We start from the raw sequence: 23052 nt of genomic DNA on the forward strand, positions 1-23052 counted from the left end.
AGGGTGTTATGGAACAGATTACATTGTCATTTCCGGCTACCCGCACGGCCAGCGGCAACGCGCTGGCGGGCGTGGTCGGCTCCGGTGATATGGAAGTGCTGTTAACGGCGGATGCCGGACAGACGCTCACCATCGACATCACTACGTCGGTGGATAACAGCCGGGCGCGCTGGCAAGCGCTGTTCGCCCGGTTAAGTACGCTCGGTAGCCTGACTGCCGGCACCATGACGATTCATGATTTTGGCGCCACGCCCGGTGTGGCACGCATCCGTATCGAACAGGTTTTTGAAGGGGTGAGCTATGCGTGACGACCGCAGTTTTATCGAACTGAAAGCGCGGGAACGTGCCCACGCGCTGCTGGATGAAGGCAGCTACCGCGAACTGCTCGGCCCGTTTGACGGCATCGTTTCGCCGTGGCTGGGGCCGCAGGGGATCGTGGTGCAGTCCGACGACGGCATGGTGGTGGCGAAAGGCACGTTGCAGGGCAAACCGACGGTGGTGATCGCCATTGAAGGGGCGTTTCAGGGCGGCAGCATGGGGGAAGTCTCCGGGGCCAAGATGGCCGCCGCGCTGGAACTGGCGGCCGACGACCAACGTAACGGCATCCCGACGCAGGCGATTCTGTGTCTGGAAACCGGCGGGGTACGGTTGCAGGAGGCCAATCTGGGGCTGGCGGCGATCGCCGATATCCACGCCGCCATTGTCGACCTGCGCCGCTACACGCCGGTGATCGGCATCATCGCCGGGACCGTCGGTTGCTTTGGCGGCATGTCGATTGCCGCGGCGCTGTGCAGCCACCTGATTGTCACCCGCGAGGCGCGTCTGGGGCTGAATGGTCCGCAAGTGATTGAACAGGAAGCCGGAGTCGCCGAGTACGACTCGCGCGATCGTCCGTTTATCTGGAGCATGACCGGCGGCGAGATTCGTCACCGCAGTGGTCTGGCCGACAGTCTGGTGGCCGATGGTGTGAACGCGGTCAGGCAGGCGGTGAATGACGCGCTCGCCGCTGGCGTACCGGCGCAGCACCGGTCGGATAACTATGGGTGGTATCTGGCGCGCCTGAGCGATGTCGATACCCGGGTGCAGGCCGATACGCAACAGATCCAACAGCTTTTCGGGGAGGTAAAACCATGAGTCAGGTAGCACATCGCGGCGCGCTATGGCTGGACGCACTGGCGCTCGGGAAACCGCGACTGAGCGGGCTGTGCCCGTCGGTACAGGTGGCCGACGGCGACATCGCCGGTGAGCCGGTGCGCTTTATCGCCGTTGTCCCGGATGCGGATAACCACTACCCACGCGCCGTAAAAGGCGAAGTCGGGCTGCTGGAGGGCTGGACGCTGGCGAAAGTGGTGCAGGAGACCATCGCAGCGGACCGCCACAGCGACAAAAAGCGGCCGATTGTCGCGGTGATCGATGTCCCCAGTCAGGCGTATGGCCGTCGGGAAGAAGGGTTCGGCATCCATCAGGCGCTGGCGGCATCGGCAGGGGCTTACGCCGAGGCACGTCTCGCCGGTCATCCGGTTATCGGTCTGATCGTCGGCAAAGCGATGTCCGGGGCGTTTCTGGCTCACGGCTATCAGGCCAACCGACTGATCGCTTTTAATGACCCGGAAGTCCAAATTCACGCCATGGGCAAAGCCTCGGCGGCACGCATCACGCTCAGAAGCGTGGAAGAGCTGGAGAAGCTGGCCGCCACCATCCCGCCGATGGCGTATGACATTCGCAATTACGCCACGCTGGGGTTGTTATCAACGCTGCTGGATATCGCCAACCCGGATGCGCCGTCCGCCGATGACCTGGCACAGGTGAGCACAGCACTGCAACAGGCGGTGACCGATGCCCGGCGCGATCCGTCGCTGAAAACGCGGCTGGGCGCGGACAACCGGCGCAGTTCTTCCCTCGTACGCGAGCGGATGCGGGCGCAATGGTAAGCGCGGTCAACCGCGCCGCCCGATAAGTCACACACCGGTGGCTGGTTCGTGTTGAACCACGACGGCCACCTATCGGTAAGCCAATAAAGAGACCTGCCAGATAACAGGGGCAAGGTGCCATTCGGCGCCTGCAGGATCCCTTTGTCTGAAAAAACGGCCGTCTGAAAATCGACAGACATTGCGCCCGCCACTGTGCGGACACAAGCCAAACCATCGCGCTGGAACCGATACTCTTTTCATTACAGGTGAATACGATATGACTTATGTAATTGTTCATGCCCTCGCGCCGATTTTCATCATCATGCTGCTGGGGTTCTGGGCCGGCAAAGCCAAATTGGTGGATAACAAGAACGTCGCGCTGCTCAATATTTTCGTGATGGATTTTGCCTTGCCGGCGGCGTTGTTCAGCGCCACCGTGCAGACGCCCTGGTCCGGCATTGTTCAGCAGTCGCCGCTGATCGTGGTATTGACGCTGGCGATGTGGATAACCTATGCCGCCATCTACTTTCTGGCCGTTAAGGTGTTCCATAAAACGCCGCAGGATGCCGCAGTGCTGACGCTGACCGTGGCGCTGCCCAATTACGCGGCACTCGGTTTGCCGATCCTCGGCAGCGTGCTGGGCGACGGCTCGTCCACATCGTTATCGGTGGCGGTGTCCATCGCTTGTGGTTCGGTGTTGATGACGCCGTTTTGCCTGCTGATTCTGGAACGTGAAAAAGCGCGGGCGTCGGGCGGCAGTCAGACCTCGACGCTGTCGATGCTGCCGGTGTTGATGTGGCGGTCGGTGAAAAAACCGATCGTGCTGGGGCCGCTGCTGGGTGTGGTGCTGTCCGCCATCGGTATCCGCATGCCGGAATTATTGCTGGCGGCGATCAAACCGCTGGGGTTATCCGCCACCGCCACGGCGTTGTTCCTGACCGGCGTGATCCTGTCGGCACGCCAGTTGAAACTGAACCCGATGGTCACCACCGCGGTGTTAACCAAGCTGCTGATTCAGCCGGCACTGGCGTGGGGCGTCGTGTTGCTATTGGGCTTGCACGGCTCGGTGGCGATCACCGCGATTCTGATGATTGCGCTGTCCGCCGGCTTTTTCGGGGTGGTGTTCGGTAACCGGTTCGGCGTGCAATCGCCGGATGCAGAGGCGGTGCTGCTGTTAAGCTCGGTACTCTGTATCCTGTCACTGCCGCTATTTATTACGTTAACATCAGGTATTTGAACGACATCAGGAATCTGAATCATGGTAACGATACGTCCGCACGATCTGTTATGGCTGGCCTCCCGCGATGCGTTGGAGGGCGTTGATGCCCCCTGGGTGCTCAGCCAATGGCAACCGGTGTTGCCGGTGGTGGTGCGGCGTGACGTTGACCCGGCCGGACGCGTTCCGGTCGGGGTGCGTGGCCTGCGCCGCGACCAGCGCGCTGCCGGGTGGGTGGCGGCAGAGCGCATTGTTCGGGTGGTGACGCCGGACATGCTGTGCGATCTGTCATCGCTGTTGCATTCGCCGTTTGTTTCACAACCGCCGGTGCAGGTCGCCATTCAACTGGCGCAACAGCACTGGCCGTGGCAGTGGGGCATCACCGGCGGTACGGGGTATGCGCTGGCGACCCAGGTGCCGGTGATGCATGGGGACAGCGATCTGGACTTGCTGATTCGCGCGCCGCAGCCGCTGGACCGCGACGCGCTGGCGGACTGGCAACGACAGCTGTCGTCATCGCCGCTGTGTCGGGCCGATACGCAAATTGAAACCCCCAACGGCGGTTTTGCGCTGGCTGAATGGTTACGCGATGGACAGGTGCTGTTAAAAACCGACCGTGGCCCGCGGCGGGTCAGCGATCCGTGGTCAATGGAGTAGAGCAATGAAGATTCTGTTTACCTTCCCCGGACAGGGCGCGCAGCAGGCCGGCATGTTGCAGCAATTGCCGGGCGATACCCGCGTGCTGGATGACGCGGCCGCGGTACTGGGAGACGAGGTTTACCAACTGGATACCCCGCAGGCGTTGCGGCATACCCGTGCGGTACAGCTGTGTCTGCTGATAACGGGGGTGGCCTGGGCCCAGGCGCTGATGGCGCGTGGCCTGATACCGGAGATGGTCAGCGGCTTGTCGATTGGCGCGTTTCCGGCGGCGGTGGTCGCCGGCGTACTGCGCTTTGACGATGCGTTACGGCTGGTGGCGTTGCGCGGCGAGCTGATGGAGCAGGCGTACCCGCAAGGGTATGGACTGACCGCGATTATGGGCTTAAGCCAGTCGGAGGTGGAAACGCTGTTGGTCGGTAGCGGCGCGTATATTGCCAACCTGAACGCTGAACGGCAGATAGTGATTGCCGGCAGCGATGAAAACATGGCGCAGGTGGCGGAGCGCGCGCTGCAACGCGGCGCCAGCCGGGCACAGCGTTTGCAAGTCAGTGTGCCGTCTCATTGTACGTTGCTGGATGCGCCCGCCAGACAACTGGCGGCAGCGATGGCGTCGGTTTCTTTTTCGCCGCCTCAGTGCTGCTACCTGAGCGGCAGTTCCGCCCGCGCCATCTGGCAGGCGGAGCGCATCGCAGACGATCTGGCGCTGAACATGGCGCGCACCGTGCGTTGGCATGAGGCGATGGTGGCGGCGGAAGAGCGTGATGTCGGGCTGGCGATAGAAATGCCGCCGGGCGGCGTGCTGACCTGCCTGGCGAAACAGGCGTTTAGCCGTAGCGAGGCGTTTTCACTGGCGCGTAGCGGCGTCGAGGTGGTGGTCCACCGCGCAGCCCAGCTCAAGGCGCAGGGGTAACGTTCAGGCTGCGGGCATACATGCGGCCTTCCGCCACCAGCGCCAGCAGGTTTGGGTCATGCTCGCGGTTGCGGGCGAACACGATGGCGATAAGCTGGCGCATTTGATAAGGCGTTGCCAGTTTCAGCAACTGCACATCGTTCTCGTACACTTTTTTCATCCGCTCAGGGAGCAGGGTAAAGCCGACGCCGGCCTGCACCAGACTCAGCATAGAGAAAATGTCGTCCACCCGCGTGACGATCTCCGGTTCAAAGCCTGCGATATGAAATGCTTCCTGAAAACCGGCATAGGTGGCGAACCCTTCAGACAGCGACACAAAACGCTGGTGATGAAAATCCCGCAGATCGGCCGGTTGGCGGGTATCCAGCTTTGCCGCCGCCGGTGCCGCCAGGCAGATCTCATCTTCAAACAGCGGCAGGAATTCCAGCCGGTTACGGTCGATAGTGTGGTCGGACAGCGAGATAAGGATGGCGTCCAATTGTTGGTCATCCAGCATGGCGAGCAGGCGCTGGTTCGACCCCATGGTTAAATCCAGCTCCAGATCCGGGCGGCGCAACTTGACGCCCATAATCAGGCGCGGCACCGTTTCCAGCGTCAGCGAATACAGCGTGCCGATGCGCAATCGCCCCTGCCCGACGCCGGCGGTCTTGCGCGTCTCTTCCAGCCCCCGTTCCATCAACAGCATCGCTTCCTGGCTGTATTCCAGCAGCGTATGCGCCGCCGGCAATGCCACCAGATTGCGCCCCTTGTGGATAAACAGCGGGCAGCGCACCCCTTCCTCCAGCGTATGCAGCGCCCGATGTACGCTGACGCCGCTCAATCCGAGCAGCTCTGCCGTGCGGGTGATGGTGCCGGTTTCCATAAACGTCTTGAAGATCTCAAGCTTGCGAAAGGTGATATCGCCGTCTGTTAGCATGTCGGACTCATTGTGTGCTTGCGCTGTGGATGTGAATGGCTAAACCGTAGGGGGAATTGTACCTGTAATGCGCAGCAAAAGGGGAATCAGGTGGTGTGTCGTTGTGAGCGCGGCCCGCCAAACGCGGGCCGCATTCGGTCAGCGCGGCGGTTTTCGTATTTTCGCCACGCACTGCGCGATGAGAAAAATCAGCGACTGGATAATCACGATGCACGGCCCGGTCGCACCATCAAGGAAATAGCTGAGCCAGGTACCGAAAACCGAAGAGAATGTCGCAGCGGCTACCGCCACCAGCATCATGGAACCGAAGCGTTTGCACAGCACAAATCCGGTAATGCCGGGGGTAATCAACATCGCGATCACCAGAATCACGCCGACCGCCTGTAGCGCGGCGACGATGGTCAGCGACAGCAGGGTCAGCAAGCCATAGTGCAGCAGTTTTACCGGCAGACCGCAGATTTGCGCCTGCGTGGCATCAAAACAGTACAACACCAGATCGCGCCATTTGATGATAACCACGGCCAGCACCAGCAGGCTGATCACCAACGTTTGTTGCAGTTCATAGCGGGTGATGCCCAGTACGTTGCCGAACAGGATATGGCTCAGATGCTGTTCGGTATTGACGCGGGAGAACAGCACCAAGCCGACGGCGAACATGCCGGAAAACAGAATCCCCATCACCGTATCTTCTTTGATACGGCAGCGTTCCTTCACATAGCCGGTCGCCAGCGCGCAAAACAGACCGGAAGCGAACGCGCCGATCGCCAGCGGAATGCCCGCCAGCCAGGCCAGCACCACGCCGGGCAGCACGGCGTGAGACACCGCGTCTCCCATTAGCGACCAGCCTTTCAGCACCATAAAACAAGAGAGCACCGCACACACCATGCCGACCACGCCCGCCGCCAGCATGGCTTTAACCATGAACGGAAAGGAAAACGGTTCGACGAGCAGAGTTAACCATTCCATATTATTTCCTCATCATCACCAGACGGCGTTGGCGACGGGCAGCCAGTAATCCGTGCCGGGGCGCGAAGACAAACGCCAGCAGAAACATCAGCGTCTGTAGTGAAACGATGACGCCGCCGGTAGCGCCGTTGAGGAAGAAACTCAGCCACGCGCCCATCGCGCTGGTCATCGCGCCAAGCGCGATGGCAATCAGTACCAACCGTGGGAAGCGGTCGGTCAGCAACCAGGCGGTGGCGCCCGGCGTAATCACCATAGCGATCACCAAAATAGCGCCCACCGTTTGCAGTGCGGCCACGGTGCAGGCACTCAGCAGGGTGAAGAAGATGATTTTCAGCCGCAGCGGCGACAAGCCGATGGTTCTGGCATGGATTTCGTCAAAAAAGGTGACGAACAAGTCTTTCCAGATAACGCACAGTACGATGAGTGAAATGCCGATAATCAGCGCCACCTGCACAATGTCTTCGTCTGCGATGCCGAGAATATTACCGAAAATGATCGACTGTACGTTCACCGCGGTCGGGTTCAGCGAAATGATCAACAACCCGGCGGCAAAAAACGTAGAGAAAATAAACCCGATCACCGCATCTTCGCGGATACGGGTCACCTGCCGGATGAAGGTCATGGCGAGCGCCGCCAGCATGCCGGCGAAAAACGCGCCGGCGGCGTAGGGCAGGCCCAGTGCGTAAGCGCCGGCCACGCCCGGCACCACCGAATGCGACAGCGCGTCGCCCATCAGCGACCAGCCTTTCAGCATCAGATAGGCGGACAAAAAGGCGCAGGTGCCGCCGACCAGGCTACTTATCAGGATGGCTTTGACCATGTATTCATACTGGAAGGGCACCAGCAAGGCATCAATCATGGCGCTTATCCTCATCATCTGCCGATGAGCGGTGGGGCGGCGTCAGGTTGCCCTTACCGTAAAAGACCGCCGGGCGTTCATCGTCCGTCAGCACCGTTAGCTCGCGCGCATCGGCGTCCTGATGCAGTTGTTGCCCGGACAACCGCAGGTAACGCAGCACGCCGCCGAAGGTTTTTTCCAGATTAGGGTGGGTGAAGGTGCTTTCCGTCGGGCCGACCGCCAGCACGGTGCGGTTGATCAGCACCACCTGATCGCAGAACTCAGGCACGCTGCCGAGGTTATGGGTGGAGACCAGAATCAGGTGCCCCTCTTCGCGCAGCGTTTTCAGCAATTTGATAATCGCATTTTCCGTCTGTACATCGACGCCGGTGAACGGCTCGTCCAGCAGGATGATTTGCGCCTGCTGCGCCAGCGCACGTGCCAGAAACACCCGTTTCTTTTGCCCGCCGGACAATTCGCCTATCTGGCGCTGATGCAGTTCCGCCATGCCAACGCGCTCCAGCGCCAGCGCCACCTGTTTTTTGTCTTCCGCTGACGGAATGCGAAACATCGACATCTTGCCGTAGCGCCCCATCATCACTACATCCTCAACCAGCACCGGGAAGTTCCAATCGACTTCCTCGGTCTGCGGGACATAGGCGATGAGATTGCTTTTCAGCGCTTGCCGGACGGGCAGGCCGTTGAGCGACACGCTGCCGGTAGAGGGGCGCACGATGCCCATAATGCTTTTAAACAACGTTGATTTCCCGCTGCCGTTTACCCCGACCAGCGCGCAGATGGTGCCGCCGTGGAGATGAAAGCTGGCGTTATGGATGGCGGTGTGGCCGTTGTTGTAGGTGACCGTGATGTCCTGCACGATCAACTGTGCGTCTTCTGCGTGCCGGGTCATTGGTTAAAGCCTTTTGCAATGGTGTCTACGGTGGTGTTTAACAGCGAAATATAGTCGGGAACCGGGCCGTCTTGGGTTGACAGCGAATCCACATACAGCACGCCGCCATAGCGCGCGCCGGTTTCTTTACTGATCTGGCGCGCCGGTTTATCCGATACGGTACTTTCGCTGAACACGACCGGAATCTGGTACTGGCGCACGGCGTCAATCACATGACGCACCTGCTGCGGCGTGCCTTGCTCGTCGGCGTTGATCGGCCACAGGTACAGTTCTTTCAGGCCATAGTCGCGCGCCAGATAACTGAAGGCGCCTTCGCTGGTGACCAGCCAGCGGTGTTCGGCCGGGATATTATTCAGCCGTGCGCGCAGCGGTTGATCCAGCGCCATAATCTGCGCGGCGTAATGTTGGGCGTTGCGGTTATAGGTTTCCGCGTTGTCCGGGTCGTATTTCACCAGCGCTGACCGGATATTCTCTATATAAATTAAGGCATTGTTTGGCGACATCCAGGCGTGGGGATTCGGGTTGCCGTTGTAAGGGCCTTCGTTGATCGCGATGGGCGTGACGCCTTCGCTGACCACCACGGAAGGTACGCCCTGAATGTTCTCAAAGAACCGGCCGAACCAGCGCTCCAGATTGAGGCCATTCCACAGAATCAGGTTTGCCGACTGCGTTTTGGCGATATCCCGTGGCGTGGGCTGGTAGTCGTGGATTTCCGCACCCGGCTTGGTGATCGATTCGACGGTGGCGGCATCGCCGGCAACATGTTGGGCGATGTCCTGAATAATGGTAAACGTGGTCACCACTTTGAGTTTTGCCATCGCCGGTAGCGAAAAAGCGAACAGTGACGCCAGCAGGGCGGCGAACAGCGGAGCGGCTGAAAAAGACAAAGGGAAGGATAACCGCGTCTTGCGCATCTGAAAGACCATAAACATAATACACTCCCAACAATGATAATGATAACCATTTTCATTTGAAATTAGGGCTATGTTAACAGACTACATTTAACACCTCAATAACACCACGACGTAAATTGTTTTAGGTGAAAATGGTTTTAACATCATGTGTTTTCTGATAACGCGGTACCGGTGGCGTAAACGTCCAGCCGCTTCAGACGGGCGCTGATGATCTCTTTTGGCCTTTAGCCGCGGCGTACGTTGATGTGCATTCCACTCGATTGACGATGGTACTCGATAAATACGGCTATCAATTCGAGCTGGGCAAAGCCAGACGGCGGGAAGAGGGTAAAGACGTTTTGAGTCTCTCGTCCGGCATTACACCGTGCCACCGTTACATACGGCGGCACGGTGTTTCTCGTCGAGGTTGGATGTCGTCAATCCGCTAACCGGCCGGTTTCAGGGCCGATCAGGGCAGGCGACAGGACGCGCACTACAACGCATTCTTCAGAATGGCGGTCACAACTTCCGGGGGGTAAGTGTCGGCAATGCCGAAGAGACGGACGTTGCCCTGAACGTTGTCGACGATGGCCGGCAGGTCGGCTGCGGTTATTTTCAACTGCGGCAGACGAGTCGGCGTACCGATGGTGTTAAACCAGTTTTCCAGTGCGGCAATGCCTTGCTCGCCGGTATCCACGCCAAAAATATTGCCGGCAAATCGTTCGAACTGCGCCCGGTTGCGCTCGAGATACCATTTCATCCAGGCCGGCACCACCACCGACAGCCCGGCGCCATGCGGCACGTTGAACAGGGCGGAAAGCGAGTGTTCGATGGCGTGGTTGGGATAGCTGAATCCTGCGGTGCCGGAGAACGTCAGGCCATTCAGCGCCAGCGTGGCGGCCCAGGCGAATTGTGCGCGGGCGTTGTAGTCCGCCGGGTCGGCAAGCAGGGCTTCCGTGGTTTCGACAACCGTGTTGATCAACGATTCCACCAGCCGTGATTGCAGGTGAGGATGGACGGTGGCGGTAAAATACACTTCGATCAGGTGGGCGATGACATCCGACGCGGAATACACCAGATAGTCCCGAGGTACGCCCTGCATCAGCAGCGGGTTGACGATCGACACTTTCGGGAACAAGACGCCCGAAGAGATAAAGATTTCTCCTGCGTTTCGTCATTCGTCACCACGGCGCCCGGGTTCATTTCACTGCCGGTTGCCGCCAGCGTCAGAATCGAGAACACCGGCAATGCAGACTCGACCGGCGCTTTCCCGGTAAACAGATCCCAGACATCACCCGGATAGCACACGCCGGCGGCAATCGCCTTCACGCTGTCGAGCACCGAGCCGCCGCCGACACTCAGGATCGCGTCGACCTGATGTGTTTTCGCCAGTTCAATACCTTCGCGGACTTTCGAGAGCTGCGGGTTGCTCACGATGCCGCCGCATTCGACCAGCGCGATACCCTGCTCGTTGAGACGCTGACTGACGATGTCGAAAAGACCGTCGCGTTTGATGCGTTCACTGCCGTAACAGAGCAGCACGTTTTTAATGCCATGATCGGCCAGATGCTGACCAATCGACTGTTCTTTGTCGACGCCGAATTCGATTTTGGTCGGATTAAAGAAAGTGAAGTTTTCCATATAACATCCTTTGACGTTGTCAGGATGCTCGCTTGACCGCCGGACACAGGCAATGGGGTGAGCAGGCTGACGCAATATACAGCGGAACGGCGCGCAATACGGTTGAGGGGTGACCGGTATAACGCCGATGCTGACCGTTTAATGTTCTTGCGGGATGCATTTTTGGTGATCTCGGCGAGTTATCGATAGACAAATACTCCGCATTTATTGCCTGATTCTCCAGGTATTGGGTTTGTTGGTTGGCGTTGTCGTATTGCAAGGCTATGCTGCGAAAAACCGTGGTCAGGGGCGAGGTATGCCGAATCAGCAACAACAGATAAAACCACAACACGCCGATGCAATCAGCCTGGCGTGTGAAGCAATGGGCGAGATTATCGCACGGTGGACCACCCGACAATCGGACTGCGCCACCCCGATTCCGAACCTCACGCTCTATCGCCGTGAGACGCCGATGCCGCCGGTCACTTGCCTGATCGAGCCCAGTATTGTGCTGGTGGTGCAGGGTGAAAAACAGATGGTGGTAGGTGGGGAGGCGTATTCTTACAACCCGCAACGCTTTCTGGTCACCTCGCTGGATCTGCCGGCGAGTTCGCAAGTGAACGTCGCCAGCCCGGAAAAACCCTGTCTGGGGCTGACCATGAAATTTGATCTTCGCATCATGGCGGAGCTGATCGCCCAAGGCCATTTGCCCTTGCCGGCTACGCGGGCCAATGACCGGGGGATAGGTATCGGCACGGTGACGCCGTTGCTGATCGAACCCTTCAGGCGGATGCTGGGTCTGCTGGATGAACCGGACGCGATCCCGGTGCTTGCGCCGCTTATCGAGCGGGAAATCCACTATCGGTTGTTGATGAGCGATCAGGCGGCGCGGTTGTGGCAAATTGCGGCGGTGGGCAGTCAGGGACAGCGGGTGGCCAGAGCCATTGACTGGTTGAAAATGAATTACACCGCCACATTGCGGATCGATGATCTCGCCGCCCATGCGCAGATGAGCACGTCGAGCCTGCACCATTACTTTCGGCAATTGACGGCCATGAGCCCTTTACAGTATCAGAAGTGGTTACGGTTGAATGAGGCCCGGCGGCTGATGCTGAATGAGAATTTTGACGCCGCCAGCGCGGCCTTCGACGTCGGTTATGAGAGCCCATCACAATTCAGCCGGGAATACGCCCGTTTTTTCGGTGCGCCGCCAAAGCGCGACATCGAAAGATTGCGGCGCAAAGCGGATCCCGATGGCGAGGGGATGTATGCTCGCTGAGCCCAGCCGTTCAGCGAGGGATCGTTTTCTTTTCCGATGCATCGGCGCTATTGTTTCAGGCATTCGATGTCTGTTTCAGGAATAACGACGATGAATGACGCGTTGACTATTGGCGAAGAGGATGTGCGATTCGCTACCCCTGATGTCGTTTTGCCGCTGGGATACCGCACTATTGCGCATCGGTTTTTTCACCATGCCATCCCGTCGCCTTATGAGGTGGAGGGGGCGATTGCCGCCATTGAAGATGTGTTGCAGGCAACACCGGTACTACGCCAGGTGGCGCAACAGGCCTCGTGCGCCGACCCGTATCTTAACCAGATAGCCCACATCGCGGGCAGCCATGATCTTCTGACCCAACAGCAGATCGAGGAGGTGTTCAACCGGGTTGCGGATGTGATTTCCGGCAGCCCCAAACGCGCCGGTGAATTTCCGGATGACGTCGGGTTCGTCAGCTATCTGGTCATCATGCGCGAGCTATCACACCATCTTAATATCCGGCGGATCACGCTGGCGTAACTGATGGCCGTGGCGTCGGCCAGCGAGATATAAATCAGCGCCAGATAGTTGAAATACATGCCGCCAGTACCGGATAAACCGCGAATAACATGGCCGAAAATATTTTGCGTTTTGATGCTTGCTGTAATGCTGCCTTGTCGTTTTAACCACAACAACAGTGGAAATAGGGCGACGAATGAGCGGAAAAAAATGACTTCTCCGGTAGGAATGGCGCCGTGTAAGCCTTTGACGCAGGCCAGCATGAATGTCGCACACAGCGCGGACATTATTTTCAGCAATATCCCAAGTTTGGCATTCATTGTCTTACCTTTTACAACCTACCGGTGTAGATGAGCCCTCACCTTAAAACGCCGGTAAAGTGCACCGATAAGATAATTTCCCTCTGCTCGAATAATCTTTTCTTATTACCGGATTCCGCCTGTGGGGCGTGATAGTGGTCATATAAATTGTGTATCTCGCGACAGGGTTTCCCTCTTATGCCGTTAATCGCAAAGTCCGTATATTCCAGAAAATACGGGCTGCCGTACTGGGCCGCTCCGGTAATGAAAAGTCTTGTATTCAAAGCATTAACACGTTGGGGGGAACATCATGACAGTGAAAAAATTATCTGCCGTTTTGGCGTCGTCAGTATTATTCACCGGCATTGGCGCGCAGGCGGACCTGCTGGCCGATATGACTGCCCGGGGGGAGTTGACGTGTGCGGTTTATTCTGATGTTCCCCCGTTTTCATCACCGGATGCGAATACACGTCAATTGGTGGGAATGGATGTTGACCTGTGCAATGCGCTGGCGAAGCAAATGGGGCTGAAGCTGGCGCTGGTGCCGACATCGGTAGAGCGCGCATTGCCGTGATTGTTATCCGCACGGAAGAAGGCTGGCTGTATCTGGCGACAGTCATAGACCTGTATTCTCGACGAATAATCGGCTGGAGCCTGAGTAACAGGCTGAAAACTCAGGTAGTGATAGACGCACTGGAGATGGCAATAAAACAGCGAAAACCGACAGGGCCGGTGATAGCGCATTCGGACAGAGGCAGTCAATATGCGAGCCATCGATACCGGGATGTACTGAAAGACAACGGCTTACGCTGCTCAATGAGCGGAAAGGGTTGCTGTTACGACAATGCGGTAATGGAAAGCTTCTATCACACGCTGAAAACGGAGTTGATGCGTGGCAAAGCGTTTGTCAGCAGAGAACAGGCGATGAACGCGATATTCGATTATATTGAGGTGTTTTACAATCGCCGTCGCAAGCACTCGACGCTGGGTTATCAAACGCCGGTGGATTATGAAGTGGCGGCGTAATTAGGTGGGTATAATTTCAGGGACAGATCACTTGAAAGGGGGCCTGCCCCATTACTCTCGAATTAGAGCTGAAATCGTCAACTAAAACTGGCGACAGATCCAGGCCTCTGCTCAATGACCCATTGCTTGTATTGAACATCTCAGGCCCCGTGCCAGGGGGGCTGAGATTGATACTTAACAATGTTGCGAGTCAATGTTCAGCTCCCCAGTACAAACCTTTAGGTGCGCTTAGGTGCGCTTGAGAAACCAATGACCTTCAAAGCCGGAGCCAGTTTGCTCATGCGAACCGGCACACCGTTGACCAACTCGAGTGTGAACCTATTACGCCTGTCGCGCGAAAGGGCAGTGGACAGTGCTGCCAGTGCTGCAGCAATGACCTCCGTTTGTGCTGCGTCATCCGGGTCGATATAGGTGAACAACTGGCGGCCCCCTTGCGGTAGGTAAAGCACAAGATGACCGCCATCGATAACGACTAAGGCTCCTGCTCTTCGGGCCGGCCGCATAAGAGAAACATGAGAAGGCCAGGGAAGGATCGTCCCGAAAGGATTACCTGGATCCACCGCACTGAGAGCGACGGGACTGGGTACCGAAGGCGTTTGTTCGGCCAGTTCGCGCAGGCGGTCTACGGTTGTGCGCTCGGCGAACTGGGCAGCCCCGAGTCCGAGTACAAAGCGACCTCGGATCACTCGCCCGGTGTCCTCCATACCTCTGAATACGGGCTGCAATGCCGAAAACCCGCCAGGGACGTTTTCATAGACGGTGACATTGCGCGTCACCACGGCGTAACGATCAAGAAGACCTTCGGTCCATGCGAGAGCCTGCACGGTATCGGGAAGGGGGTCTGTGCGTATCAGCGACCACCGGCCCGCCAGGGTCGCCGCATTGAGCCCCGAATGAAACGCGTCGGAAACCGCAGCCGACGGGAGTCCGCGCAGACCCCGCCTTCTGCGTGAGGATAATCCCCGGGGCTGAGGTTGCTGCGCTACCTGGGCAAGTGCGCGTAACGGTGTCCATGTGTCATTCGTGATACAACCCGCCCAGACGAGATCCCACAGGGCCGTGTGTAAATTATCAGACAACACGTCGGGGGAGTCGTGCCGATCGGGATAATCCCGGACGAGCTTGATCTGCACCTGCGTAACCAACTGGCGCACAAAGTATGCGCCCCCGTCGGAGAGCAATTCGAGGATCGCATGCTGCAGAGGCGACATGTCTGGTGCGACAGAGGCGTGCGCCGCCATGGACAAGGTTTCGGGGGCAAACTCCTGGAGGTGCAAAGCCACCAGGCCGTCATCATTGCTCAGTCTGCCGTGGCCTGACCATAATACCGTCCCGCTGGAGAGGAGTCCGTCGAGCATGTCAGACGCGTAGTCGCGTACGCGTGCGGGCAGGATCTGTCGTTCCCAGGCCGACGCAGGCAACGGCAATCCCGCCAGTTGCTCGATGACCTGTAGCACGCCTTCCTGGCCTTCCAGCGCACCACGTGCCGGGTTCCAGCCCTTCACTGCGACACTTAGTGATGCATCAGTAACGAGCCCTTGCCGTTCGAGAAGAAGGCGGGTGTAGGCCTGGCGGGGTACCGGCTGGGTGGCCTCGCGTGCGGCCTGTAATGACCGGATACGCAAACGCCGGAATACCTCGTCGCTCACCCATTCATGCTGCGCGAGCGGTCCGGCATCCCTGCTGACCAGAGAGGGGGATTTCGCGCTGCGCTTTATTCCGAAGTGGCAGGACAGCAGCTTACCCTGTTCGACAATCTGCTGCAGCGTAGCCGCGGCCACCGATACTCCCAGGCCGAAGGCCGAGGCCGCGTCATCCGTCGTAAAGGGTCCGCGGGTGCGGGCGAATCGTGCGAGCAGGCCGCGCAGGGGCTCGACTGTTGTCTCCAGAAATGCCGCCGGTAGCCCGTCAGGAAGGGCCACGCCCAGTGCATCACGCAACCGTCCGGCATCCTCGATACTGGCCCAGTGCTCCCGTGCGCCGATCCTGACAAGGATGATACGTCGTTCTGCCTCAAGGCTGCTGAGGAAAGTGGCTGCTTCGTCGGCCTCATTGTCCAGCCGCGCGACAACGTCCTGCGTGCAAAGTGGCCCGAGTTCGCGCAGCAGATCGGCCACGCCCTCCTTGCCTTTCGCTCTGTAGCCAGCCGCCAGCCGCTGCAACTCCTGATCAAGCTGATCCATCACCTGGGGGGCGAGCAGCTCACTGAGCTCGACCTGTCCCAGAAGCTCTCCCAGCAAGGCACTGTCAAGGGCAAGCATCGATGCACGTCGTTCGGCCATCGGCGCGTCCGTCTCGTACATGAACTGTGCGACATAGCCAAACAGCAGATCGGCTGCAAAAGGAGAGGGTACCTCTGTGGTGACATCAACAAGTTGTATCGTACCGGTATTCAGTCGCCCCATGACTTTATCAAGCGCATCAAGGTCGTATACGTCTTGCAGGCACTCGCGCGCGGTTTCGATCAGTATCGGGAATTCAGGATAACCCTGGGCGATCTCCAGTAACTGACCGGCACGAAGCCGCTGCTGCCATAGCGGAGAACGCCTGCCGGGTGTTCTGCGTGAAAGCAGTAGCGCACGCGCGGCACACTCACGAAAGCGTGCGGCAAACAGTGCTGAACCTCCGACCGCAACGGTTACGGTGCGCCGCAGCTTGTCTGGGTCGAAGAGGAACAGCTCCGCACCGGGCACCCGTCCCGTATCCGGGAGGCGCGCCACGATGCCATCGTCACTGGACACGACGGCCGGATCAATTTTCCAGCGCTCGCGGATGCGCTGGGCAATGGCCAGCGCCCAGGGCTCATGGACCCGACGCCCGTAAGGCGAATGCAGGATCAGGCGCCAGTCACCCAGTTCGTCATGGCATCGCTCGATGATTAGCGTGCGATCGGTGGGCAGCACGCCCGTGGCGGCCCGTTGTTCGAACACGAGTGCCAGCATGTTGCCGATGGCGTTCCCGTCCAGGCCGATGGTCTCCAACTGGGTTTGCGTACCGGGCCCGGGAAGGGGAGTGCCATCGGCTCCGGAGATGTCCAGTTCGAGCTGGCGGAGGAAAGTACCGATGGCCTCTCCCAGCTCGGCAGGCCGACCGATGCCGTCTCCGCGCCAGAATGGCAGGCGGGCGGAACGACCGGGAGCCGGGGTGACGACCACCTGGTCACGGGTGATTTCCTGGATGCGCCAGGAGGTCGCCCCCAGAGTGATCACATCGTTGACGCGCGACTCGTAGACCATTTCTTCGTCGAGCTCACCCACGCGGCGTGAGCCAGCACGTTCTTCACCTTCGGGGAGAACGACGCTGAACATGCCGCGGTCGGGGATGGTGCCACCGCTGGTGACCGCCAGCTGTTGTGCGCCCGGACGTGCCGACAGCTGACCGGTTTCCCGGTCCCAGATCAGCCGTGGCCGAAACCCGGAAAAATCATCGGAGGGATAGCGTCCCGCCAGCATATCCAGCGTGGCATCGAACGCTGTGCGGGGTAGTGTGAGATAGGGCGCGGCGCGGCGCACGGTAGCATACCAGGCGTCGACATCAAGCGGCTCCATCGCAACGGCGGCGACCGTCTGCTGTGCTAACACATCCAGTGGATTGCGGGGCGGGGCGATGGCCTCGATACGGCCGCTCAGCATCGCGTCGACAATAACGGTAGAGTCGATCACCTCACGTCGTGTCCGAGGATAGACGAGCCCGGTTGAAATGCCCCCAACCTGGTGTCCGGCGCGTCCAACACGTTGTAGAGCGCTGGCGACAGACGGGGGGGCTGATACCTGAATCACCAGGTCGACCAGGCCCATGTCAATGCCCAGTTCCAGGCTTGAGGTAGCGACCACACAGCGTAACTCACCGGATTTGAGTGCCTGCTCGATCTCAGCGCGATGCTCCTTGGACACCGAACCGTGGTGTGATCGGGCGATTGTAGCGGCAACGCCATCGGCGCGCGCCTGGGTGCTGCCTGCCGACGATTCGTACTGTGTGGGTGGGTGATCATCCCCGGTGGATGGAGTCTGCCCGGTACCTGCCAGTCTTGCTGCATAGGTTTCATTGAGGCGCGCGGTGAGCCGCTCCGCCACGCCACGGGAATTGGCGAACACAATAGTGGAACGGCGTGAAAGTACCTGGTCCAGAATACTGGCTTCCACGTGCGGCCAGATAGAGCCGGGTCGGCCATTGCCCGCGTTGTCGCTGGGTTCATGTTCCGGAATGTTCGACATGTCTTCCACCGGTACCACAATGCGCACGTCCAGGTGGCGCATCGATGGCGGCGCTACAACGATGACAGGGCGCTCTCCTCCCAGGAACTCAGCCACCCGTTCCACGGGGCGCACGGTGGCGGATAATCCGATGCGCTGTGCAGGCGTTTCCAGCAGCGCGTCCAGTCGCTCCAGGCTCAGTGCCAGATGCGATCCGCGTTTGGTCCCTGCCACGGCATGGATCTCGTCGATAATGATAGTACTGACGTCGCGCAGTGCTTCTCTTGCCCGGGAGGTCAGCATCAGGAAGAGTGACTCCGGCGTCGTGATGAGAATGTCGGGAGGACTGCGCACGAGACGGGCGCGCTCGGCTACCGTCGTGTCACCGGTACGCAGGCCTACCGTCAGTACCACGTTGGCATCGCCCCGTCGCTGACGCTCCTGCATGATCCCCTGAAGCGGTAAAGACAGGTTACGTTGCACATCCGCACCCAGAGCCTTAACAGGCGAGATGTAGAGAACCCGCGTTTTCGTAGCAGGTCGCCGGGCATTTTCAGGAGCCGGGGTGAACGTCTCAGTCTGCTCAATGAACAGCCGGTCGATGGCATGCATAAACGCGGCCAGCGTCTTTCCCGAGCCGGTGGGGGCGATGACCAGCGAATGATGCCCTCCGCCGATTGCCGTCCACGCAGCATCCTGCACAGCCGTGGGCGTACCGAACGTGGAGACAAACCATTCCAGGGTGGCTGCTGTGAACTGTCCGCCCGACAGAAATTCGTTTGATTGGGAGTTTGTCGTCACGAGATAATCAGCCCTTAGCCGTTTTGAGAGCGGCGCTCCATGCCTGCTGTGCCCATATCGTCAGTATTTCATTATCTTCAAGCACATCCACAGGCACTTCCCAGTACGATTTTAGCGCATGGTCGTTGCCCTCGGAGACATAGCCCAGCGCGTGTGAGCCTGCTGCCTCATAGTCGGCCCGGCTGGCATTATCCACTTTGAAATACAGGGATCCTTGCCAGACCATCGCGAATACGAGCCCGTCACGATAGAGTGCGACAGCGCCAAACAGGGGCCGTGTTGTGATGGGAGCCCAGCCTGAGAGCTCCCCGGCGTAGTGCGCGGCCAGCGCTTTGCCTTGTCCGGTGAGTTTGGTCATGTGTTACTCCTGTTAAATTGAAAATGGCCTTCGACGGTACGTAGCGGGTTCCGGCCACAGGGTGACTGTCCGAGTTGCCGGGCGGCTTTACACCGGGGGCTTTAAACGTTGAGGCACGGCTTTGAGCGCCAGCCGGTAGGAGTGTTTGATCAGGTCTTCTACCAGTTCCCGGGTCACGCCTTTGCCACCTTCAACAGACACCCAGTGGTGCTTATCGAGATATCTCCCGGGCGTTACGTTTTCATACTGTTCACACAGGGTGTTGATCTGGTCCGGCTCTGTCTTAACCGTGATGATTGGCTCATCAGGATCATCGGTGATGATGAGGAAGACTTTGTTGACGACCTTGTAGACGTCAAGTTTTTCGACAAACGGGCGGCCGTGAGTGACGCCAGGCAGTTCAGTCGCCAGGCGGCGTGCAAGAGGCTGCAACTGGCGTCTGGAGATGCCTTTATGTGCCGGCTGTCCGACATTGCGGATGCGCTTTTGCGGCAGACTCGCCTGAACCAGCAGGTAAGACTCCTTGATTTCCCGATGCAGCAACGCTTCCGTGATGGACTTGCCTGCAACGATAGACAGCCAGTGGCGCTTGTTCATGCGATGAGCCGGTGAGATTTCCTCAAATTGCCCGCACAGGATCGCGGCCCGAATGGGATCGGCTTTCACGATAACGGTGGACTTACCATCCACCTCGCCGATCAGCATAAACACTTTGCCGTGCAGCTTGTAGGTCGCCCAGCCGATCCCCATTGAGTGGTCGGGCGCGACGCCCGTGAGCGATCGCGCATAGTCATCGGCGACGTGAACGAGGTTCTGTTTGTCCATGGGGGCTCCTGACACTGTCTGCGTTACTCAGCGGACGCGGGAATGGATATACGTGCCGATTCTGGTGCCGATGTAGTGTTGACGGCTCAGTTCAAGGAATTTGCGGGTGATGATCGGATCGTCCTTCACTTTGGTGAAGTGCGACTCGCTCTGCAGCGTCAGGTCAGTCCAGGGCGAGAGAAGCACCGTGGCGGCAGGCAGTGGTTTGCAGCCTTCGCGAAGTGATACGAGCGTGGACAGTGCCAACCCTCCGCCGTGCAGGTAGAAGATCACCCGCGACGGATCAGACCCTGTCGGTTCGACCCACTCCGCAGGCACGCCGGCTGCGTCAACTTGCCGGAACACAACGTCAGGCAAGGAGGGGAGATCCCTGCCCAACGCATTGAAAGTGGTTCTCAATTCTTCGATGTCGGTCAATTGATCCAACGGAACGGGGCCGGCGCGCAGTTGTGCGATAAAACTCTGAAATTCCTGACTCAATGACATTCATTGCTCCAAATCGTCCGGTTGGGATGTCTGACGGTGACTGTGATTCGGTCCTGGGCTTGCCTGCCGATGTCGAAACGGGGATGTGCTTTCTGTGCCAATATCGGTGTCAGAGACTGCCGTTATGTTCTTTTTAATTGTCATTATGGGCCATGAGTGGCATTTTTTGTACAATTAAATGGCTTTTTAATTGCAAATATCGGACATTCTGTTGTGGGTGGCAATGTTATAAGAGGTATTTAATGAGTGCAATGGCGCGACCTAAAGTAGAGCAACTGACGTATAGCCCGGCCAGCGCCTATCCCTATGATCTTGAGGTGTTCCGTTTGTCGGATCTCAAGCGTCGCTCGACGGTACAGGCCATGCGCAGGACGTACTGTTACGAGTTCTATATGTTGATCTGCGTGACCGAAGGGCAATGCACGCACTTTGTCGACTTCGAACCGGTGGAATGCAGTGCGGGAACATTGCTCACGTTGCGGCCTGGCCAGGCCCATAACTTCGGAAGCGAGGAGGACTGGGATGGATGGATGGTGCTGCTTCGTCCGGAATTTCTGCTATCGGCAGAGGCTGCGCCGACAGGGGCTGAAATATCCCCTTTACTGGATTGCCTGCCCGGAAGCATCTGCCTTGATCCGGCGGAACTTAGACGAGTCATGCAGGATATTCAGTGCATCCACGACGATGCTCGCTTGGGGTTACCAGGGCGACCTGAAGAGCTACCTGGTATTGAGGCTGCGGACGTTTCGGCAAGTTGTCTGAGCGTGGAGGTACATGTGTTGCTGCGTTACCGTTTCTACGCGTTTCTGACCTGGCTGGCTTTCCTGCACCGGCAGCGCCAGGAACCCGCTTCTCAGCAATCAGCTATGCTGCTACGGTTACGGCAGTTTGAGAAACTGGTGGACGAGCGTTTCTCGCAATGGAGCCAGGTCGGTGACTATGCAAGCTACCTTGGTTGTACTGAGAAGAGCCTGACGCGCGCAACGCTGGCAGCCCAAGGGATCAGTGCCAAAGCCTATCTCTCAAAACGGATTGTGCTGGAGGCCAAACGGCTACTCACGCATACCGATTTGTCCATCGGTGCGCTGTCCGAACGTCTTGGGTTCGGTGAGGTCGACAGATTCTGCAAGTTCTTCAAGCGGGAAACCCGTTTTACGCCGAAGGACTTCCGCAAAAGCGCAACGACTTCCTGACCTCATGAGGATCGACCTTGCCACAGCACAATATATGCATATGCGCAAAGCCCCAGCAGGAACCTGTTGCGAGCTGGTATTGAGTCCAATATCCGGCGGTGAGCGATGTTTGCTTTCCTTGCCATCAGTCGTATCGAATACAAAAGGAGTAAGGTATGTCACATGCACTACCCATTTACGAGCAAAACTACAGTGATGAAGAACGTACGCTCGCAGACCATCTTATCGGTCTGGAAAAGTCAGCACTGGATAAGTGGTTCAAGGGTGATACATCCGGCTATGAATCACTCTGGTCAGAGCGCAGCTTCACGTACTTTGATGCTGTTGTGACCGAAAGGGTCGATGACTATGAAACGATTAAAGAGTTTCTGAAATCCATTGACGGCAAGTTGTTTGCTGACAGTTATGATTTCCTCAACCCCCGGATACAGGCGGTAAAAGATATGGCCGTGCTGACTTATCAGCTGTACGCGAAAACGAACCGGATTGATATGGAATACAACGTCATCGAGATTTTTCAGAAGGAAGATGACAACTGGAAAGTTATCCACTCCACCTGGTCATTTATCCGTCCTATGGACAAGAAATTCCCTCAGGTTGATGCTGTCATCTGATGTGATCATACTCTCAGCTAGGGGGATAATACAGTAAGGTCCAGCCCGTCTTGTCGGAAAGCAGGGCTATTAATATGGGTATGAATACGGTGTTACAGAGGCCGGACCAGAATATTTATAAGCTGATGATACGGGAGTGATTATGAAAAGAGAGACGCTATTCAGCTACGTGCGGGAACATTTTAACGCAGAGCCGGAGTATCTCTGGAGTAACTTGCCGGATTATGCCGTACTCCGTCATCATAATGGTGATAAATGGTTTGGTATTGTGATGCGTGTACCCGGTACGACGCTGGGGCTGAAAACGGATGATAAAGTCGACATCCTCGACGTTAAGGTCCGGCCGGAGTATATCGGTTCATTACGTCAGAAAGAGGGGGTTTTACCTGCTTACCATATGAATAAAGAGCACTGGGTCAGTATCATTCTCTCAGGGCCGCTATCTACAAAGGAAATACATGAGCTGCTTGCCGACAGTCATGAATTGACCTCAGGTTAATTATCGGCCTTGACGGTACATGTCCTAATCACGGCATGTACCCTGTCTGATATCTTTAGATTCCACCAAGCCAGTGCATATCCTCTTGTAAAGCGTCGATGGTGTTCCTGACTATCGGTAAGTGTCAAGGTAGTTGGCACCCCCG

General features: G+C 58.0%; 21 protein-coding genes and 3 pseudogenes. 13 read left to right on the top strand and 11 right to left on the bottom strand.

What is annotated here, in order from left to right; all coding sequences use genetic code 11:
• Window positions 1-8: 8 nt before the first annotated feature.
• From mdcC to mdcH, 6 genes are all read left to right on the top strand, one after another.
• Window positions 9-308, top strand: a complete 300-nt coding sequence (gene mdcC / locus DCH402_RS07565; RefSeq protein WP_040000564.1) for a malonate decarboxylase acyl carrier protein — start codon at window positions 9-11, stop codon at window positions 306-308.
• Window positions 301-1134, top strand: coding sequence for a biotin-independent malonate decarboxylase subunit beta (locus DCH402_RS07570; protein WP_040000565.1), 834 nt, complete (start codon window positions 301-303; stop codon window positions 1132-1134). Before mdcC ends, DCH402_RS07570 begins: the two co-directional genes overlap by 8 nt.
• Window positions 1131-1931: a biotin-independent malonate decarboxylase subunit gamma gene (gene mdcE / locus DCH402_RS07575; protein ID WP_040000566.1), complete on the top strand. Its 801-nt coding sequence runs from the start codon at window positions 1131-1133 to the stop codon at window positions 1929-1931. The genes DCH402_RS07570 and mdcE overlap by 4 nt, the downstream gene beginning before the upstream one ends.
• A 256-nt stretch (window positions 1932-2187) precedes the next feature.
• Window positions 2188-3147: an AEC family transporter gene (locus tag DCH402_RS07580; protein WP_040000567.1), complete on the top strand. Its 960-nt coding sequence runs from the start codon at window positions 2188-2190 to the stop codon at window positions 3145-3147.
• A gap of 18 nt (window positions 3148-3165) precedes the next feature.
• Window positions 3166-3783 (top strand): malonate decarboxylase holo-ACP synthase, encoded by a 618-nt coding sequence (locus tag DCH402_RS07585; RefSeq protein WP_200864879.1) that lies wholly within the window; start codon window positions 3166-3168, stop codon window positions 3781-3783.
• A 4-nt stretch (window positions 3784-3787) separates the two neighbouring features.
• The gene (mdcH, locus tag DCH402_RS07590; RefSeq protein WP_040000569.1) at window positions 3788-4696 is read left to right on the top strand and encodes a malonate decarboxylase subunit epsilon; all 909 of its coding nucleotides are present in this window, start codon (window positions 3788-3790) and stop codon (window positions 4694-4696) included.
• Here the strand turns inward: mdcH and DCH402_RS07595 are convergent.
• The 6 genes and pseudogenes from DCH402_RS07595 to DCH402_RS23310 all read right to left on the bottom strand — a co-directional run bounded on the left by DCH402_RS07595 (window position 4680) and on the right by DCH402_RS23310 (window position 10860).
• Complete coding sequence (locus tag DCH402_RS07595; protein ID WP_040000570.1) at window positions 4680-5612, bottom strand: LysR substrate-binding domain-containing protein; 933 nt, start codon at window positions 5610-5612, stop codon at window positions 4680-4682. The genes mdcH and DCH402_RS07595 overlap by 17 nt on opposite strands.
• Window positions 5613-5750: 138 nt before the next feature.
• A complete protein-coding gene (locus DCH402_RS07600) occupies window positions 5751-6578 on the bottom strand; it encodes a metal ABC transporter permease (RefSeq protein WP_040000571.1) in 828 nt (275 codons plus the stop codon).
• Window position 6579: 1 nt separating this feature from the next.
• Window positions 6580-7437 (bottom strand): metal ABC transporter permease, encoded by an 858-nt coding sequence (locus tag DCH402_RS07605; RefSeq protein ID WP_040000572.1) that lies wholly within the window; start codon window positions 7435-7437, stop codon window positions 6580-6582.
• Window positions 7430-8326, bottom strand: coding sequence for a manganese/iron ABC transporter ATP-binding protein (locus DCH402_RS07610; RefSeq protein WP_040000573.1), 897 nt, complete (start codon window positions 8324-8326; stop codon window positions 7430-7432). The genes DCH402_RS07605 and DCH402_RS07610 overlap by 8 nt, the downstream gene beginning before the upstream one ends.
• Entirely contained in the window at window positions 8323-9240 is a 918-nt protein-coding gene (locus DCH402_RS07615) for a metal ABC transporter substrate-binding protein (RefSeq protein ID WP_040003484.1), read from the bottom strand. Before DCH402_RS07615 ends, DCH402_RS07610 begins: the two co-directional genes overlap by 4 nt.
• Window positions 9241-9712: 472 nt before the next feature.
• Window positions 9713-10860, bottom strand: a pseudogene (locus DCH402_RS23310) (iron-containing alcohol dehydrogenase).
• Between the two features lie 361 nt (window positions 10861-11221).
• Here DCH402_RS23310 and DCH402_RS07625 point away from each other — a divergent pair.
• Entirely contained in the window at window positions 11222-12118 is an 897-nt protein-coding gene (locus tag DCH402_RS07625) for an AraC family transcriptional regulator (protein WP_411431456.1), read from the top strand.
• A 90-nt stretch (window positions 12119-12208) separates the two neighbouring features.
• Window positions 12209-12634, top strand: coding sequence for a hypothetical protein (locus DCH402_RS07630; RefSeq protein ID WP_040000575.1), 426 nt, complete (start codon window positions 12209-12211; stop codon window positions 12632-12634).
• Here the strand turns inward: DCH402_RS07630 and DCH402_RS21130 are convergent.
• A pseudogene (locus DCH402_RS21130) lies at window positions 12607-12933 on the bottom strand (EamA family transporter); the annotation flags it as partial. The gene DCH402_RS07630 and the pseudogene DCH402_RS21130 overlap by 28 nt on opposite strands.
• 289 nt (window positions 12934-13222) lie before the next feature.
• Here DCH402_RS21130 and DCH402_RS22860 point away from each other — a divergent pair.
• Together DCH402_RS22860 and DCH402_RS22865 are read left to right on the top strand one after the other, a co-directional pair.
• A pseudogene (locus tag DCH402_RS22860) lies at window positions 13223-13471 on the top strand (transporter substrate-binding domain-containing protein); the annotation flags it as partial.
• A gap of 11 nt (window positions 13472-13482) precedes the next feature.
• Window positions 13483-13938 (top strand): IS3 family transposase, encoded by a 456-nt coding sequence (locus tag DCH402_RS22865; protein WP_200864873.1) that lies wholly within the window; start codon window positions 13483-13485, stop codon window positions 13936-13938.
• 218 nt (window positions 13939-14156) lie between these two features.
• Here the strand turns inward: DCH402_RS22865 and DCH402_RS07645 are convergent, their stop codons facing one another.
• The 4 genes from DCH402_RS07645 to DCH402_RS07660 all read right to left on the bottom strand — a co-directional run bounded on the left by DCH402_RS07645 (window position 14157) and on the right by DCH402_RS07660 (window position 20601).
• Window positions 14157-18932, bottom strand: coding sequence for an ATP-dependent helicase (locus tag DCH402_RS07645; protein ID WP_050583276.1), 4776 nt, complete (start codon window positions 18930-18932; stop codon window positions 14157-14159).
• A gap of 7 nt (window positions 18933-18939) precedes the next feature.
• Entirely contained in the window at window positions 18940-19290 is a 351-nt protein-coding gene (locus DCH402_RS07650) for a TfoX/Sxy family protein (protein ID WP_050583277.1), read from the bottom strand.
• Between the two features lie 87 nt (window positions 19291-19377).
• Window positions 19378-20115 (bottom strand): MmcQ/YjbR family DNA-binding protein, encoded by a 738-nt coding sequence (locus tag DCH402_RS07655; protein ID WP_040000578.1) that lies wholly within the window; start codon window positions 20113-20115, stop codon window positions 19378-19380.
• 27 nt (window positions 20116-20142) lie between these two features.
• Window positions 20143-20601 carry an alpha/beta hydrolase fold domain-containing protein gene (locus DCH402_RS07660; RefSeq protein WP_050583278.1) on the bottom strand — a complete coding sequence of 153 codons (459 nt, stop codon included), beginning with the start codon at window positions 20599-20601 and terminating at the stop codon, window positions 20143-20145.
• A gap of 251 nt (window positions 20602-20852) precedes the next feature.
• On the opposite strand from DCH402_RS07660, the gene DCH402_RS07665 reads away from it, so the two are divergent.
• From DCH402_RS07665 to DCH402_RS07675, 3 genes are all read left to right on the top strand, one after another.
• Entirely contained in the window at window positions 20853-21794 is a 942-nt protein-coding gene (locus DCH402_RS07665) for an AraC family transcriptional regulator (protein WP_233276332.1), read from the top strand.
• A 155-nt stretch (window positions 21795-21949) separates the two neighbouring features.
• Window positions 21950-22408, top strand: coding sequence for a nuclear transport factor 2 family protein (locus tag DCH402_RS07670; protein WP_040000581.1), 459 nt, complete (start codon window positions 21950-21952; stop codon window positions 22406-22408).
• Window positions 22409-22550: 142 nt separating this feature from the next.
• Window positions 22551-22907 (top strand): MmcQ/YjbR family DNA-binding protein, encoded by a 357-nt coding sequence (locus DCH402_RS07675; RefSeq protein ID WP_040000582.1) that lies wholly within the window; start codon window positions 22551-22553, stop codon window positions 22905-22907.
• Window positions 22908-23052: the final 145 nt, after the last annotated feature.

Source organism: Dickeya chrysanthemi NCPPB 402 (assembly GCF_000406105.1).
In the GTDB taxonomy this organism is placed as follows: domain Bacteria; phylum Pseudomonadota; class Gammaproteobacteria; order Enterobacterales; family Enterobacteriaceae; genus Dickeya; species Dickeya chrysanthemi.